A 13735-nucleotide genomic window follows, 5' to 3' on the forward strand; every position below is an offset into this window, starting at 1 on the left:
CGACATACACGGTGGGAGCGTAGGTAAGGAGATGGGCGACGTGAGCGGGTTCGACGTCGAGAAGGTGCGCGACGACTTCCCGATCCTGGCGCGCACAGTGCGCGACGGCAGGCCGCTGGTTTACCTCGACTCCGGTGCAACCTCGCAGAAGCCGCGTCAGGTGCTCGACGCCGAGCGCGACTTCTACGAGCAGCACAACGCCGCGGCACACCGCGGAGCTCATCAGCTCGCCGAGGAAGCGACCGAGGCCTTCGAGGGTGCCCGGGAGACGGTGGCGCGTTTCGTCGGTGCCGATGCCGGTGAGGTCGTCTTCACCAAGAGTGCGACCGAGTCGCTCAACCTGGTCGCCTACGCGTTCAGCAACGCATCGGCGGTCCGGCCGGAGGACGGCAGTCAGATACAAGATGCGCTCGAAGGTGAGGAACGAACCTTCGACGCATCAGGTGAGCTGGGCATCTCCGGTGCCGACCCGGCGGTGACCGACCGGTTCCGCATCGGACCCGGGGACGAGATCCTGATCACCGTGATGGAACATCACGCCAACCTCGTGCCGTGGCAGGAGCTGGCGCGGCGCACCGGTGCGACGTTGCGGTGGCTCGAGGTGTCCGAGCAGGGCGAGCTCGACGTGGCTGCCGCACGGAAGATGCTCGCTCGGCCGGAGACCAAGGTGTTTGCCTTCGCGCACGTGTCCAACGTGCTCGGCACCATCAACCCGGTGCGTGAACTCGCAGCGATCGCACGGGGGCTCAACGTGCTGACGGTGCTGGACGCATGCCAGTCGGTGCCGCACCTGCCGGTCGACTTCGCGGAGCTCGGCGTCGACTTCCTCGCGTTCAGCGGGCACAAGATGCTCGGTCCGTATGGCGTGGGTGTCCTCGTCGGGCGGCGGGAGCTGCTGGACTCGATGCCGCCCTTCCTTTACGGCGGGTCGATGATCGAGCTGGTCACGATGGAGGGCTCGACCTACGCGCCGCCGCCGCAGCGCTTCGAGGCCGGCGTGCCCAACGAGTCGCAGGCGGTGGGACTTGCTGCGGCGTGTGACTACCTGTCCGCGCTCGGCATGGACGCGGTGGCCGCACACGACCGCACGATCACCCAGGCCGTCCTGGACGGTCTGGCCAAGCGTCCGTGGGTGCGTGTGCTCGGCCCGGCGGACGTCGAGAAGCGCACGGGCGCAGTGGCTTTCGTCATCGACGGCGTGCACCCGCACGATGTCGGTCAGGTGCTGGACGACTCGGGAGTCGCCGTGCGGACCGGGCACCACTGCGCGTGGCCGCTGCACCGGGCTGAGCGGATCACCTCGACCACCCGCGCCAGTTTCGGTCCCTACACGACGCTGGAAGAGGTCGACGCCCTTCTCGAGGCGCTTGACCGTGTCCCGGACATCTTCGGGGTGGCGGTCTGATGGATCTCTACCAAGAGTTGATCCTGGATCACTCCAAGCATCCGGCGCACGCCGGCCTGCGCGAGCCGTATGACGCCCAGACGCACCACGTCAACACCACCTGCGGCGACGAGGTGACGCTGCGCGTGCACGTCACCGGCGCGGGGGAGAGTGCAACTGTCGAGGACGTCTCCTACGACTCGATCGGCTGCTCGATCTCGGTCGCTTCGGCGTCGGTGCTGGCCGAGGAGGTCATCGGCCATTCGGTCGGCGAGAGCCTGCAGACCTTCGAGGCGATGCGCCACATGTTGACCTCCAAGGGGCAGGACCCCGGCGACGAGGAAATCCTCGGCGACGGTGTGGCGTTCTCCGGAGTGTCAAAATATCCCGCGCGCGTGAAGTGCGCACTGCTGCCGTGGGCGGCATACACCGACGCGCTGGCGCAGGCCGGCGTGGACATCAGTTCCGTAACCACCAGAACGGGAGCGTAATCATGGCTGACGTAGCCACCCCGCCGAATGTCGCGGATGTCGAGGAGGCGCTGCGTGACGTCGTCGACCCCGAACTCGGCATCAACGTCGTGGACCTCGGACTGGTCTACGGCCTCACCGTCGACGCCGACAACAACGCGGTCATCGACATGACGCTGACCTCGGCGGCCTGTCCGCTGACCGACGTGATCGCCGATCAGATCGCCGGCGTGCTCGAGGGACTCGTGGCGGATCACCGCATCAACTGGGTGTGGATGCCGCCGTGGGGCCCGGAGAAGATCACCGAGGACGGCCGCGAGCAGCTGCGCGCCCTCGGCTTCAACATCTGAGTTCTCTGCTTCGACTCCTCGCAGGACTGAGGGCCAGGCTCACCGAGCGCGCTCGGGAACCTGGCCCTCAGTCGTGGTCGTCTTCTCGGCAATCGCCAAATCACCAACGGTGGGCGACGTCGATCACCAGGCGCTGCCCGCCCGGATCCTGTATGACGAACGCTCGCATCGGCAGCCGGGCCCGCACGCCGAGGCCGAGCGTGCTCCGGCCTTCGAACGACGCGACATACGCCACCTGACGGAACGTGCGATATCCGGCGACGTTGACCACGTGTCGCGGATCAGCGGGTCGGTAGGTCGGACGTCCCTGAGCGTCCGACGCCGCCGCATTGACGTCGATCTGGATCCGTGCCCCGCCTGCCAGCGACACCGGCGCGCCGGACGGGCCGTGCACGGAGCTGACGTAGCGCACGGTGTATCCCGTGCTGTGGCCGTAGCCGGACAGATCGATGACGAGCCGGTCGTAGCACGTGTGCCGACCGGAGCGGACACCGCGCACGGTGTCCGACGTGAGTGCAGCCGCGACCTTGCCGGTCGAGCCCCAGGTGATGCCGCAGTATGGCGCCGCTTGCGCGGGGCCGGACGTGGCGAGGGGTATGACGGTGGCTGCAGTCAGACCGCACACCGCGAGCGCAGCCTTGCTGCGCATGCCCCGAATATTGGTGTGAGACATGACGTGTTCCTTCCTTCCAAGCGACCACGAGGTGTGGTGTGAGGAGAGGACGCCTTCGTCATACCGGAGGTTGCGCGGTGCAGACGTACAAATGTGAGCCGTGTCACATTTGTGACCTGCGGGAATCGGCTACCTTGAGCTCATTCCACGCTCGTTCACTCGACGCTGGCCGCGTCGAAGGTGTTGCACGCGTTGAGACTGCCCTTGTCGTAGCCGATCTTGAACCACTTCTGCCGGGCTGCGGACGAGCCGTGCGTCCAGGTCTCCGGCGTGACCCGGCCCTGCGCCTTCTGCTGGATGCGGTCGTCGCCGACGGCAGCCGCGGCGGACAGCGCCGAGTCGATGTCGGACGGCTCGATCTTCTTCAGCAGCGGGTCGATCGTGACACCGTCCTGGCCGTTGCGGGAACCGTCGGCATACGAGACCCAGATGCCGGCGAAGCAGTCGGCCTGCAGCTCGGTGCGCACTGAGGCCGACTCGGCACCCTTCGGGTCCTGCTGGGCGCGGCCGAGCAGTCCGAGGATGTCCTGGATGTGGTGGCCGTATTCGTGGGCCAGGACGTATTCCTTGGCCAGCTGGCCGCCGTCGGAGCCGTATTGGCTCTGCAACTCCTGGAAGAACCCGGCGTCGATGTAGACCTGCTTGTCCAGCGGGCAGTAGAACGGGCCCATCTCGGTGGTCGCGGTGCCGCAGCCGGACTGCATCTGCCCCGAGAAGACCTTGGTGATCGCCGGTGAGTAGTCCTTGCCGGCCGCCTTGGGCAGATAGACCTTCCAGAAGCCCTCGACACTCGCGACGGTGCCCTTGATCAGGCACAGGTCGTTGCGGTTGGCGTCCGCGCCGGTCTTGCACTCGTCGAGTTGCTGCTGGATCGCGTCTCCGCCGGTGTCGATCTGGTCCTGGCCGTAGGGGTTGGCCTGGTTGCCGTTCAGCTGGCCGGCATACCCGCCGCCCCCGCCACCACCGGTGAGGTCGCCGCCGAAGAGCACCATGACGATCATCAGGATCACACCGCCGACGCCGCCGACTGCCATGCCGCCGGGCATCATCCCGCCGAGGCCGCCACCTCCACCGCCGCTGCCTCCACTGGAGACGTCACCGGTGCCGATATTGGCGTTGTCGTTGAACGTCACGGCCGTTCCCTTCGCTGCGTCGACGCCGAAAACGGATTGGGGCGTCGCTGACCCTGGACGTACACTAGCGAGTGAAGGGCTCAGGCGCCTGAAGCAACGCTGGCGACGGCGAACGCGGCAGGCGCTCTGTCATGTATGTCGGCAGGTATGGCGGCACGGCCGCCGCTGCCAGGAGAGGAACAACGTGATCACCGCACAGGGGATCGAGCTGCGCGCGGGATCACGGATCCTCCTGGAGGAAGCCACCTTTCGGGTGGCACCCGGTGATCGGGTCGGCCTGGTCGGCCGCAACGGCGCCGGCAAGACGACGTTGACCAAGGTGCTCGCGGGCGAGGGACAACCTGTGGCCGGCACGGTGACGTCGTCCGGTGAGATCGGCTACCTGCCGCAGGATCCGCGCACCGGTGACCTGACGATGGTGGCCCGGGACCGCATCCTGTCCGCGCGTGGACTGGACGTCGTGCTCCGCGACCTGCGTGCGGCCGAGAAGGCGATGGCCGACGAGGACGACGACAGGCGTGAGCGCGCGATGCGTCGGTATGCCCGGCTGGACGCCGAGTTCCTCGGCAAGGGCGGGTATGCCGCCGAGTCCGAGGCTGCTTCGCTGGCATCGTCGCTCGGATTGCCCGGTCGCATCCTGGACCAGCCGCTGCAGACGCTCTCCGGAGGACAGCGCCGCCGCGTCGAGCTGGCCCGGATCCTCTTCTCCGGAGCCGAGTCGTTGCTGCTCGACGAGCCGACCAACCACCTGGACGCCGACTCGATCCACTGGCTGCGCGACTACCTGAAGACCTACTCCGGCGGTCTGATCATCATCAGCCACGACGTGGAGCTGCTCGACCAGGTCGTCAACCGGGTCTTCCACCTCGATGCCAATCGCGGCGAGATCGACCAGTACAACGTCGGCTGGCAGACCTACCTGAAGCAACGCGAGACCGACGAGCGCAGGCGCCGCCGGGAGCGGCAGAACGCCGAGAAGAAGGCGACGGCACTGCTCGCGCAGGCCGAGAAGATGCGCTACAAGGCGACCAAGGCGACGGCCGCCCAGAACATGATCCGGCGTGCGGAGCGGATGCTGCAGGGCGCGGAAGGCACGCGCCAGCAGGACAAGGTCGCCAAACTGCGCTTCCCCACACCGGCTGCGTCGGGCAAGACGCCGCTGATGGCCGAGGGGCTGTCGCGGTCATACGGGTCGCTGGAGATCTTCACCGATGTCGACCTGGCCATCGACCGCGGCTCGAAGGTTGTCGTACTGGGACTCAACGGCGCGGGCAAGACGACGCTGTTGCGGATCCTGGCCGGCGTCGACCAGCCGGACACCGGCGAGGTGCAACCAGGTCATGGGCTGAAGCTGGGCTACTACGCGCAGGAGCACGAGAACCTCGACGTCAACCGCAGCGTGTTGGACAATATGAAGTCTGCCGCGCCGGACCTGGACGAGACCGAGACACGCAAGGTGCTCGGGTCGTTCCTCTTCAGCGGCGACGACGTGGAGAAGCCCGCGCGCGTGCTGTCCGGCGGTGAGAAGACGCGGCTTTCCCTTGCGTTGCTTGTGGTTTCGGCTGCCAACGTGCTGCTGCTCGACGAGCCGACAAACAACCTCGATCCGGCATCCCGCGAGGAGATCCTGGGTGCGTTGCGTGCCTTCGAGGGCGCCGTCGTGCTCGTCACCCACGACCCGGGTGCCGTTGAGGCACTCGAGCCGGAGCGGGTCCTGCTGCTCCCGGACGGTGTCGAGGACCTGTGGGGTCCGGACTACCAGGACCTCGTCGAGTTGGCCTGAGCTCGGACTCGTCCGCTCCGGTAGCGGGCCGCACCACTCTTACGGCTCGAACATTTCGCTTCGAAGGAAGTGTCCGGCAGCATGTTGCTCCGGCATCGAGCGCAGGGCCGCGAGAAGTGCCGGCACTGCGAGGCACAGCAGGGCGACGCCGATCCGCGAGATCGACAGCAGCGTCGACTCGATGGCTTCGTCGACCGGCAGGCCGAGTACCGCCCGCAGGTAGGTGCCGGCGCCGTCTGAGCCGACGTCTGACCACCCGGCGGGGACAGTTGTCACGAGCAGACCGATGAGCAGCAGGGAGATGAGTGCCAGCCGAAGGGACTGCACGGTGCGCCGGCGTCGCACGGCGAGGCTGGTGATCAGCCCGACGGGCACGATCGCGAGCCAACCGATGAGCACGCCGAGCAGGAGGCAGCCGCCGCACCACAGGATGCCGATCGCGACACCGAGGATCACACCCACCGGACCGCCGACGAGCGCTCCGCCCGCAGCCCAGACGAGCAGATCGACGACTGCCCAGGCGATCCACGCGCGCTTACTGCAGCCGCCGAACGTCTCGAACACGTGCAGCATGTATGCGCGCCCCTCGCGGTTCTTCTCGGGCGTCAACCAGTCGTCGAGAACCATGTCGCTCGCGAGCACGGCGCCCAGCAACGCCGGCACGCCTGCCATCGCCCCTACGACGACCGGACCCGCGGCGTCGGCGTCGGCAAGGGCGAGTGCGCAGCTGATCCCGATCATCACGGTGAGCACGACAGTGGCGGCCAGCACGACACGGGTGCGCCACCGTCGCCGCCGGTCGCTGACCGGCGGCGGTGCGATCGCACGGAGCACGAGATCGTCGTCGCTGCCGGATTCCATGGGTCCCCCTCCTGCCCTCGCCTCCTGCTCTGAGTATGCCGGGTGGGTCGCGGTTCCCTATTTGTTCCGAGCGCGGTGGGCGGCGGTCTCAGGCGGGCGCGTCGGGTCGTACCTCCGGCATACATTGCCTGTCGGTGTTGTTGGCGACTGACGAGGTCACGCCGGTGGCTTCGACAAGCTCAACCACCACGGGACAAGCTCAACCACCACCACGGGTCGAGGAGGACGATGAGCAACTGGCAGGTGATGCACTCGCTGACCCGCGAGTCCACCGACATGTCGAAGCTGAAGCCCGGCACGTCACGGCGCGTGCTGGGCTACGCCCGGCCCTACCGGCGGCAGATCATCACGTTCCTCATCCTGGTCGTCATCGACGCACTGCTGGTGATCGCAACACCGTTGATCCTCAAGGAGATCGTCGACAAGGGCGTCGGTGAGCAAGACACCTCGCTGGTCGTCTGGCTGGCCGTCGCAGCGGCGATCGTCGCCGTCGTCGACGCGGTCCTCGGTGTGGTCGAACGCTGGCTGTCGGCGGGCCTGGGTGAAGGGCTGATCTACGACCTGCGCCGCGAAGTGTTCGGACACGTGCTGCGCCAGCCCATCGCGTTCTTCACCCGTGCGCAGACCGGGGCACTGGTGACCCGGCTCAACTCGGACGTGATCGGTGCCCAACAGGCGTTCACGTCGGTCATGTCCAACGTCGTGTCCAACCTGGTCAGCGTGGTCGTCATCGTCGCCGCGATGGCTGCCCTGTCCTGGCAGATCACCCTCGCCGCGCTGCTCCTGGTGCCGTTCTTCCTCATCCCGACCCGGATCATCGGCCGGCGGCTCGCGGGCCTGACCCGAGGCCAGATGACCGAGAACGCGGACCTCGGGGCGCGGATGACTGAGCGCTTCAACGTCGCAGGTGCGCTGTTGGTCAAGCTCTTCGGTCGTCCCGCGCAGGAGGATCAGGAGTATGCCGAGCGCGCTGCCAAGGTGCGCGACTACGGCATCAGCATTGCCGTCCAGCGGGCGATCTTCCTGGTCGGCTTGACCCTGCTGGCATCACTGGCCACCGCGATCGTCTACGGCATTGGGGGAGTGATGGCCGTGCACGGGGCGATGACCATCGGAACGCTGCTGGCACTGGCTGCGCTGCTCGGCCGGCTCTACGCCCCACTCACCCAACTGTCCAGCGTCCGGGTCGACGTGCTCACGGCGCTGATCTCCTTCGAGCGGGTCTTCGAGGTCCTGGATCTTGAACCACTGGTCGCCGAGGATCCGGAACCGGTCGGGCTGCCTGCCGGCCCGATCGGTGTGGAGTTCGACGACGTCAGCTTCGCCTACCCGACCGCCGAGCAGGTGTCGATCGAGTCGCTGCAAACGGTGCTGACCCGCGACAAGGGCGACGGATCGACTGTGCTGCAAGACATTTCGTTCCGCGCTGAGCCCGGCCGGATGATCGCGCTGGTCGGTCCGTCGGGCGCCGGCAAGAGCACCACCATCGGGCTGGTGTCGCGTCTCTACGACCCGACGAGTGGTGCGGTGCGCATCGGTGGACAGGATCTGCGCAAGGTGTCCGCCGACGCGTTGCGTGACAAGGTCGGCGTCGTGACGCAGGAGGCGCACATGTTCCACGACACCATCCGCGCCAACCTGCTCTACGCAAAACCCGACGCGACCGACGCCGACCTCGAGCGCGTGCTGCGTGAGGCGCAGGTGTGGGAGCTGGTCAGCCGGCTGCCCTACGGCCTGGACACGATGGTCGGTGACCGCGGCCACCGCCTGTCCGGCGGCGAGAAGCAACGTTTCGCCATCGCACGGTTGCTGCTGAAGGCCCCGTCCGTGGTGGTCCTCGACGAGGCGACGGCGCACCTGGACTCCGAGTCCGAGGCCGCCGTCTCGCGAGCCCTCGACTCGGCGCTCGCCGGCCGCACCTCGATCGTCATCGCGCACCGGTTGTCCACCATCAGGGACGCCGATCTCATCCTGGTGATGGAGGAGGGTCGGATCGTGCAGCGCGGCTCGCACGAGGAGCTGCTCGCCGCAGGCGGGACGTACGCGGGCCTCTACCACACGCAGTTCCGCGACCAGCTCGACACGTCACCGACACCGATCGACTGAATCGAGCTCGCGAGCAGCCGACCATCGGTGTCGGGCGGTGAACTACCGTCGCCGGTATGACGACAACGCAGCTGGTGCACTCGCAGGTCGACCGTGGGATCACGACCATCACCCTCGACAGTCAGCACAACCGCAACGCACTGAGCAAACAACTCGTCACCGAGCTGACCGCGGCGTTGGCAGCGGCAGATGGTGACGAGTCGGTCCGGGCCGTGCTGCTGCAGGCTGCAGGGTCGGTCTTCTGCTCCGGGGCAGACCTGTCCGAGGCGAAGGACGGCGGCATGGAGCAGGGTGCGCACGACCTGATCGGGCTGCAGCGGCAGATCGTCGCCTCGGGCAAGCCTGTCGTCATACGGCTGCACGGGCCGGTGCGTGCCGGTGGCCTGGGCCTGGTCGGTGCAGCGGACATCGTGATCGCAGCAGACTCAGTCACTTTCGCGTTCACCGAGGCACGGCTCGGCTTGGCGCCGGCGTTGATCTCACTGACCACGTTGCCGCGGATGACCAGCCGGGCTGCGGCGCGGACCTTCCTGACCGCGCAGACCTTCGACGCCGCGACAGCCGCGCAGATGGGGCTGATCACCGAGGCCGTGCCGGCGGAGGAGCTGGACGCTGCCGTCGGACAGGTGTTGGAGCAGCTTGCGCAGGCAAGTCCGCAGGGGCTGAAGGAGAGCAAGGCGCTCGTCGCGGCGCCGCTGCTGGCCAATCTCGACGCGCACGGCGACGACATGGCGGCACTGTCCGCACGACTCTTCGCGTCCGATGAGGCCAAGGCTGCGATGCAGGCGTTCCTCGCCCGCAAGAAGAAGTCGTAAAGACCGAGAGGGGTCATCGAGGGTTCGCGAGGGGGAGTCGCGGCGGGCTATTCGTCTTCCTCGTCCCAGATGCGAACCTTCTTGGGCTTCTTGGGTTTTGGCCCGTGCACGGCTTCCTGCTCCTCCTTCCAGCAGCGGTAGAGCATGAAGAGGACACCGCCGATCGCCGCGGCCCACCACTGCAGCGCGTAGCTGAGGTTGATGCCGGCATATGTGCCCGGCGTGGGCTTGGGCAGCGAGGCCAGGCCCTTCTGGGTCGCCGGGGCTGCGGGCTTCTCCGAGCGCATCAGCAGGTAGCCGCCGGTGACCACGTCGGCACCGGTGAGCCGGTTGATGGTGTCGAGGTTGATGGACGCGATCTGGCCGGGCACCTTCTTGGCGTTCTTCGCCTGCTCGCCAGGCTTCAGCCAGCCGATGACGGTGACGGTCCCGCCGGGTGTCGGCGGCACCGTCTTGGGCGCGGCTGCCGTGCGGCCGTTCTCGATCCAGCCGCGATCGACCAGCACAGTCGGCCCGTGCGCCTGGCGGAACGGTATGACGAGCTCGTAGCCGAAATAGCCGTCGTTGGGACGATTACGCACCAGCAGCTTCTTCGACGGCTCGTAGTGGCCCACCAATTTGATCTGGGTCCACTCGTCCTCCGGGGAGAGCGTGGCGTCCTTGCTGGGCAGGATCGAGGTGATCGACACCGGGTCGGCGTCGTAGTTGTCGGAGACCTGGTGCTGGGACAACTTCTTGCCTTCGTAGCGGTGCCACTGCCACCGACCGAGGAACACACAAGCGGCCGCCCAGATGATCGCGACGAGCAACCACGTCAGCCAACGTCGGGTGAGGAGCCTGCGTAGCACACCCTGACGGTAGCTGGCCTATCCTGGAGTCCTATGAGCAGGCTTGACGAGACCGGCGCGGGGCTGCCCGACACCTTCGGTCGGGTGGCGAAAGACCTGCGCGTATCACTGACCGATCGCTGCAATCTGCGATGCACCTACTGCATGCCCGCCGAGGGACTGGACTGGTTGCCCCGGCCGGAGATGCTCACCGACGACGAGCTGGTGCGCGTCGTCGACATCTTCACCCAGCTCGGCGTGCACTCCGTGCGACTGACCGGTGGGGAGCCGTTGCTGAGACGCGGCCTCCCGGACATCGTGCGCCGCTTCGCCGAGCTGGAGCACGCACCGCGAATCGCTATGACCACCAACGGGATCGGGCTCGATCGGTTGGCCGGGCCGCTTGCGGATGCGGGCTTGGAACGGATCAACGTGTCGTTGGACACCATCGACCCGGAGCGATTCAAGGAGCTGACCCGACGCGACCGCTTCGCCGACGTCGAGCGAGGCATCAAGGCGGCCCAGGACGCCGGCCTCAAGCCGGTCAAGATCAACGCCGTGGCGATGCACGACCCGCACGGCAAGGACAACCCGGCCGAGCTGCTGCAGTGGTGCCTCGATCGCGGGCTCGAGCTGCGCTTCATCGAGCAGATGCCGCTGGACGCGGGACACACCTGGGAGCGGCAGAAGATGTTCACGGGCCGCGAGCTCCAGGAGCTGCTGGGGGAGCGGTTCTCACTCAGCCCGATGCCCGACGAGGCACGTGGCAGTGCGCCTGCGGAGTTGTTCCTCGTCGATGGCGGGCCCGCGACGGTCGGCCTGATCGCCAGTGTCACCGCGCCCTTCTGTGCCGCGTGTGATCGAGTGCGGCTGACCGCCGATGGTCAGGTGCGCAACTGCCTGTTCGCCCGCGACGAGAACGACCTGCGCGGTCCGCTGCGGGCGGGCGCGACCGACGAGGAGCTGGCTGACGTCATACGCGCCAACATGCTGGCCAAGCGACGTGGTCACGGGATCGGTGAGCCGGACTTCAAGCAGCCCGATCGCCCCATGTCCGCGATTGGCGGGTAGAACCCCACGAAGTTCTCCTCCGAGACCTCGCGGGGGTCCGATCGAGGATCAGTGTTTCTCGTCGTCGAGTTCGTCGATCGTCTTGATCTCCAACGGGAAACCGCGGAAGCTCAGGAAATCCGACAGCGTGATCCGGTGCTCATCGCACGCCAGCCACGTCTTGTGCCGGTCCTCCGAGTGGATCTTCGGGTTGCGCCATACGAGCGCGTATGTCGCATCGCGGCGGCACCCCTTGGCGCTGCACTGGGTCTGCTGGTCGGGGACCGGCCCGGGGAGTCTCATGAACTGTGGCCGTGCAACTGGCGGCGCTGGTCGGTGACCGCGCTGCGGCCGCGCACGTCCTGACGCTTCTGGTTGGCAGCGTTGGCGCCGATCACCGCGATCTCCGGCAGCAGGACGGCGAGTGCAACGCACACCCAGCGGGCCGGGCCGTCGAGGAGGTAGGCGAGCACGAACGCAGCGGTGCGGATGCCCATCGCGATCGCGTAGTTGCGCATCCGGTTGTCGAGATCGTGCTTGCCCGGCAGCGGCAGATCGGTTGCCGACTGCACTGAGGGACGTTCATTCCGGCGCGGCACACTTCCAGTGTAGGCGCCGCGCCTGGTGGCTCCGTGCGGGCTACCGCCCGGTAGTCCAATAGCCTGTGCAGTCGTGGCCGTCGAGGTCACGCGCGATCGTGTCAGAACCATCATCAGGACCATCGAAGGAGCGAACGTCAGATGCCGCAGTGCGTGTTGATCACCGGGGGCAACCGAGGCATCGGCAGGGCGATCGCGGAGGCGTTCATCGCCGCCGGCGACGACGTCGTGGTGACCTCCCGCAGCGGCAGTGACGGTCCTGAGGGCGCGACGACGGTCGCCTGCGACGTCACCGACTCCGACTCGGTCGACGCGGCGTTCACTGCCGCCGAGGAGCACTTCGGCGGCCCGGTGGAGGTGGTCGTCGCCAACGCGGGCATCACCCAGGACACCCTGCTGATGCGGATGTCGGACGACGATTTCGACAGCGTCCTGGAGACCAACCTGACCGGTGCCTTCCGCTGCGCACGACGCGCCACCAAGGGCATGATCCGTCGCAAGGGCGGCCGGATCATCTTTGTTTCCAGTGTGATCGGGCTGTTCGGTGGCCCCGGTCAGGTCAACTACGCCGCGTCCAAGGCTGGTCTGGTCGGTATGGCGCGCTCCATCGCACGTGAGCTCGGCAAGAAGGCGATCACCGCCAACGTGGTCGCTCCCGGATTCATCGACACGGACATGACGCGCGCTCTGCCGGAGGCACAGCGCAAGGCGTATGTCGACGCGATCCCGGCAGCCCGGCTCGCGGAGCCCGAGGAAGTCGCACAGGTCGTGCGGTTCATCGCCAGCGACGCCGCGGCATACATCAACGGCGCCGTGATCCCCGTCGACGGTGGGCTGGGCATGGGGCACTGAGCGGCACACCACCCGCACGGACGAAACAGACCGCACAACAACGAAATCGAGGAGTCGACGTGGCAGGCATCGTCGAAGGCAAGCGACTGTTGATCACCGGGATCACGATGGAGTCCTCCATCGCGTTCCATGTCGCGAAGATCGCCCAGGAGCAGGGCGCGGAGGTGGTGCTGACGTCGTTCGGGCGGGTCCTGCGGATCACCCAGACCATCAGCAAGCGCCTGCCGACGACGCCGGAGTTGCTCGAGTTGGACGTGACCAAGCAGGACGATCTGGACAGCCTGGCCGACCGGCTCAAGGACGCCGGGTTCGACTCCCTGGACGGCGTGCTGCACTCCATCGGTTTCGCGCCGCCCGGGGCGTTCGACTTCATGGGAGGCACCTGGGAGGACGCGGCGGTCGCGTTGCAGGCTTCGGCATACTCGCTGAAATCTCTTGCGGTTGCTGCACTTCCGTTGATGACCCAGGGTTCGTCGCTCGTGGGTTTGACCTTCGACGCGAAGTTCGCCTGGCCGGTCTACGACTGGATGGGCGTCGCGAAGGCGGCCTTCGAGTCGACGAACCGCTATCTCGCGCGCGACCTGGGCCCGAAGCAGGTGCGGTCCAACCTGGTGTCGGCGGGGCCGCTGCGCACAACTGCTGCGAAGTCGATCCCGGGCTTCGAGCAGTTCGAGCAGGTGTGGGGTGACCGCGCGCCGCTGGGCTGGGACATCACCGACCCCGGGCCCGCTGCGCAGGCCTGCGTGGCGCTGCTGTCGGACTGGTTCCCGGCGACGACCGGCGAGATCGTGCACGTGGACGGTGGCGTCCACGCGATGGGCCAGTAGCCGAC

The 13735-nt window shown here is 67.3% G+C and carries 15 protein-coding genes; 9 read left to right on the plus strand and 6 right to left on the minus strand.

Going from position 1 to position 13735, the window contains the following annotated elements; genetic code table 11:
- Positions 1-31 precede the first annotated feature (31 nt).
- From ACSZL9_RS00885 to ACSZL9_RS00895, 3 genes are read left to right on the plus strand one after another with little or no spacing between them, the layout of a single operon-like run.
- Positions 32-1405 carry an aminotransferase class V-fold PLP-dependent enzyme gene (locus ACSZL9_RS00885; RefSeq protein ID WP_446663570.1) on the plus strand — a complete coding sequence of 458 codons (1374 nt, stop codon included), beginning with the start codon at positions 32-34 and terminating at the stop codon, positions 1403-1405.
- Positions 1405-1875, plus strand: a complete 471-nt coding sequence (sufU, locus tag ACSZL9_RS00890) for a Fe-S cluster assembly sulfur transfer protein SufU (protein ID WP_446663571.1) — start codon at positions 1405-1407, stop codon at positions 1873-1875. The genes ACSZL9_RS00885 and sufU overlap by 1 nt, the downstream gene beginning before the upstream one ends.
- 2 nt (positions 1876-1877) lie before the next feature.
- Positions 1878-2204 carry a metal-sulfur cluster assembly factor gene (locus ACSZL9_RS00895; RefSeq protein WP_446663572.1) on the plus strand — a complete coding sequence of 109 codons (327 nt, stop codon included), beginning with the start codon at positions 1878-1880 and terminating at the stop codon, positions 2202-2204.
- Between the two features lie 100 nt (positions 2205-2304).
- On the opposite strand, the gene ACSZL9_RS00900 is transcribed toward ACSZL9_RS00895, so the two are convergent.
- On the minus strand, positions 2305-2877 hold the full coding sequence (locus tag ACSZL9_RS00900; protein WP_446663573.1) for an AMIN-like domain-containing (lipo)protein: 573 nt from the start codon (positions 2875-2877) through the stop codon (positions 2305-2307).
- A 155-nt stretch (positions 2878-3032) separates the two neighbouring features.
- Entirely contained in the window at positions 3033-4010 is a 978-nt protein-coding gene (ypfJ, locus tag ACSZL9_RS00905) for a KPN_02809 family neutral zinc metallopeptidase (RefSeq protein ID WP_446663574.1), read from the minus strand.
- A 184-nt stretch (positions 4011-4194) separates the two neighbouring features.
- On the opposite strand from ypfJ, the gene ACSZL9_RS00910 reads away from it, so the two are divergent.
- Positions 4195-5793 (plus strand): ABC-F family ATP-binding cassette domain-containing protein, encoded by a 1599-nt coding sequence (locus ACSZL9_RS00910; RefSeq protein ID WP_446663575.1) that lies wholly within the window; start codon positions 4195-4197, stop codon positions 5791-5793.
- A 39-nt stretch (positions 5794-5832) separates the two neighbouring features.
- On the opposite strand, the gene ACSZL9_RS00915 is transcribed toward ACSZL9_RS00910, so the two are convergent.
- Complete coding sequence (locus tag ACSZL9_RS00915; RefSeq protein ID WP_446663576.1) at positions 5833-6654, minus strand: hypothetical protein; 822 nt, start codon at positions 6652-6654, stop codon at positions 5833-5835.
- Between the two features lie 228 nt (positions 6655-6882).
- On the opposite strand from ACSZL9_RS00915, the gene ACSZL9_RS00920 reads away from it, so the two are divergent.
- Both ACSZL9_RS00920 and ACSZL9_RS00925 read left to right on the plus strand, forming a co-directional pair.
- Complete coding sequence (locus ACSZL9_RS00920) at positions 6883-8760, plus strand: ABC transporter ATP-binding protein (protein WP_446663577.1); 1878 nt, start codon at positions 6883-6885, stop codon at positions 8758-8760.
- 56 nt (positions 8761-8816) lie between these two features.
- Positions 8817-9575 carry an enoyl-CoA hydratase family protein gene (locus tag ACSZL9_RS00925; protein WP_446663578.1) on the plus strand — a complete coding sequence of 253 codons (759 nt, stop codon included), beginning with the start codon at positions 8817-8819 and terminating at the stop codon, positions 9573-9575.
- Positions 9576-9622: 47 nt separating this feature from the next.
- Here ACSZL9_RS00925 and ACSZL9_RS00930 read toward each other — a convergent pair whose 3' ends face one another.
- A complete protein-coding gene (locus tag ACSZL9_RS00930; RefSeq protein WP_446663579.1) occupies positions 9623-10423 on the minus strand; it encodes an SURF1 family cytochrome oxidase biogenesis protein in 801 nt (266 codons plus the stop codon).
- Between the two features lie 33 nt (positions 10424-10456).
- On the opposite strand from ACSZL9_RS00930, the gene moaA reads away from it, so the two are divergent.
- Positions 10457-11473 (plus strand): GTP 3',8-cyclase MoaA, encoded by a 1017-nt coding sequence (gene moaA, locus ACSZL9_RS00935; protein ID WP_446663580.1) that lies wholly within the window; start codon positions 10457-10459, stop codon positions 11471-11473.
- A 48-nt stretch (positions 11474-11521) separates the two neighbouring features.
- On the opposite strand, the gene ACSZL9_RS00940 is transcribed toward moaA, so the two are convergent.
- Together ACSZL9_RS00940 and ACSZL9_RS00945 are read right to left on the minus strand one after the other, a co-directional pair.
- On the minus strand, positions 11522-11755 hold the full coding sequence (locus ACSZL9_RS00940; protein ID WP_446663581.1) for a hypothetical protein: 234 nt from the start codon (positions 11753-11755) through the stop codon (positions 11522-11524).
- Positions 11752-12024, minus strand: a complete 273-nt coding sequence (locus tag ACSZL9_RS00945) for a DUF3099 domain-containing protein (RefSeq protein ID WP_446663582.1) — start codon at positions 12022-12024, stop codon at positions 11752-11754. Before ACSZL9_RS00945 ends, ACSZL9_RS00940 begins: the two co-directional genes overlap by 4 nt.
- Before the next feature lie 168 nt (positions 12025-12192).
- Here ACSZL9_RS00945 and fabG point away from each other — a divergent pair, with 168 nt between their 5' ends.
- Together fabG and fabI are read left to right on the plus strand one after the other, a co-directional pair.
- On the plus strand, positions 12193-12903 hold the full coding sequence (fabG, locus tag ACSZL9_RS00950; RefSeq protein ID WP_446663583.1) for a 3-oxoacyl-ACP reductase FabG: 711 nt from the start codon (positions 12193-12195) through the stop codon (positions 12901-12903).
- A 59-nt stretch (positions 12904-12962) separates the two neighbouring features.
- Positions 12963-13730 (plus strand): enoyl-ACP reductase FabI, encoded by a 768-nt coding sequence (gene fabI / locus ACSZL9_RS00955; RefSeq protein WP_446663584.1) that lies wholly within the window; start codon positions 12963-12965, stop codon positions 13728-13730.
- The last annotated feature ends 5 nt before the right edge of the window (positions 13731-13735 follow it).

Source organism: Flexivirga sp. B27 (genome assembly GCF_052905685.1).

Excerpts from the sequence above, each read along its gene's own strand:
- fabG (WP_446663583.1), top strand. The coding sequence starts at position 12,193 with ATGCCGCAGTGCGTGTTGATCACCGGGGGCAACCGAGGCATCGGCAGG.
- ACSZL9_RS00885 (WP_446663570.1), top strand. The coding sequence starts at position 32 with ATGGGCGACGTGAGCGGGTTCGACGTCGAGAAGGTGCGCGACGACTTC.
- ACSZL9_RS00900 (WP_446663573.1), bottom strand. The coding sequence starts at position 2,877 with ATGTCTCACACCAATATTCGGGGCATGCGCAGCAAGGCTGCGCTCGCG.
- ACSZL9_RS00915 (WP_446663576.1), bottom strand. The coding sequence starts at position 6,654 with ATGGAATCCGGCAGCGACGACGATCTCGTGCTCCGTGCGATCGCACCG.
- ACSZL9_RS00895 (WP_446663572.1), top strand. The coding sequence starts at position 1,878 with ATGGCTGACGTAGCCACCCCGCCGAATGTCGCGGATGTCGAGGAGGCG.
- ACSZL9_RS00920 (WP_446663577.1), top strand. The coding sequence starts at position 6,883 with ATGAGCAACTGGCAGGTGATGCACTCGCTGACCCGCGAGTCCACCGAC.
- moaA (WP_446663580.1), top strand. The coding sequence starts at position 10,457 with ATGAGCAGGCTTGACGAGACCGGCGCGGGGCTGCCCGACACCTTCGGT.
- ACSZL9_RS00940 (WP_446663581.1), bottom strand. The coding sequence starts at position 11,755 with ATGAGACTCCCCGGGCCGGTCCCCGACCAGCAGACCCAGTGCAGCGCC.
- sufU (WP_446663571.1), top strand. The coding sequence starts at position 1,405 with ATGGATCTCTACCAAGAGTTGATCCTGGATCACTCCAAGCATCCGGCG.
- ACSZL9_RS00925 (WP_446663578.1), top strand. The coding sequence starts at position 8,817 with ATGACGACAACGCAGCTGGTGCACTCGCAGGTCGACCGTGGGATCACG.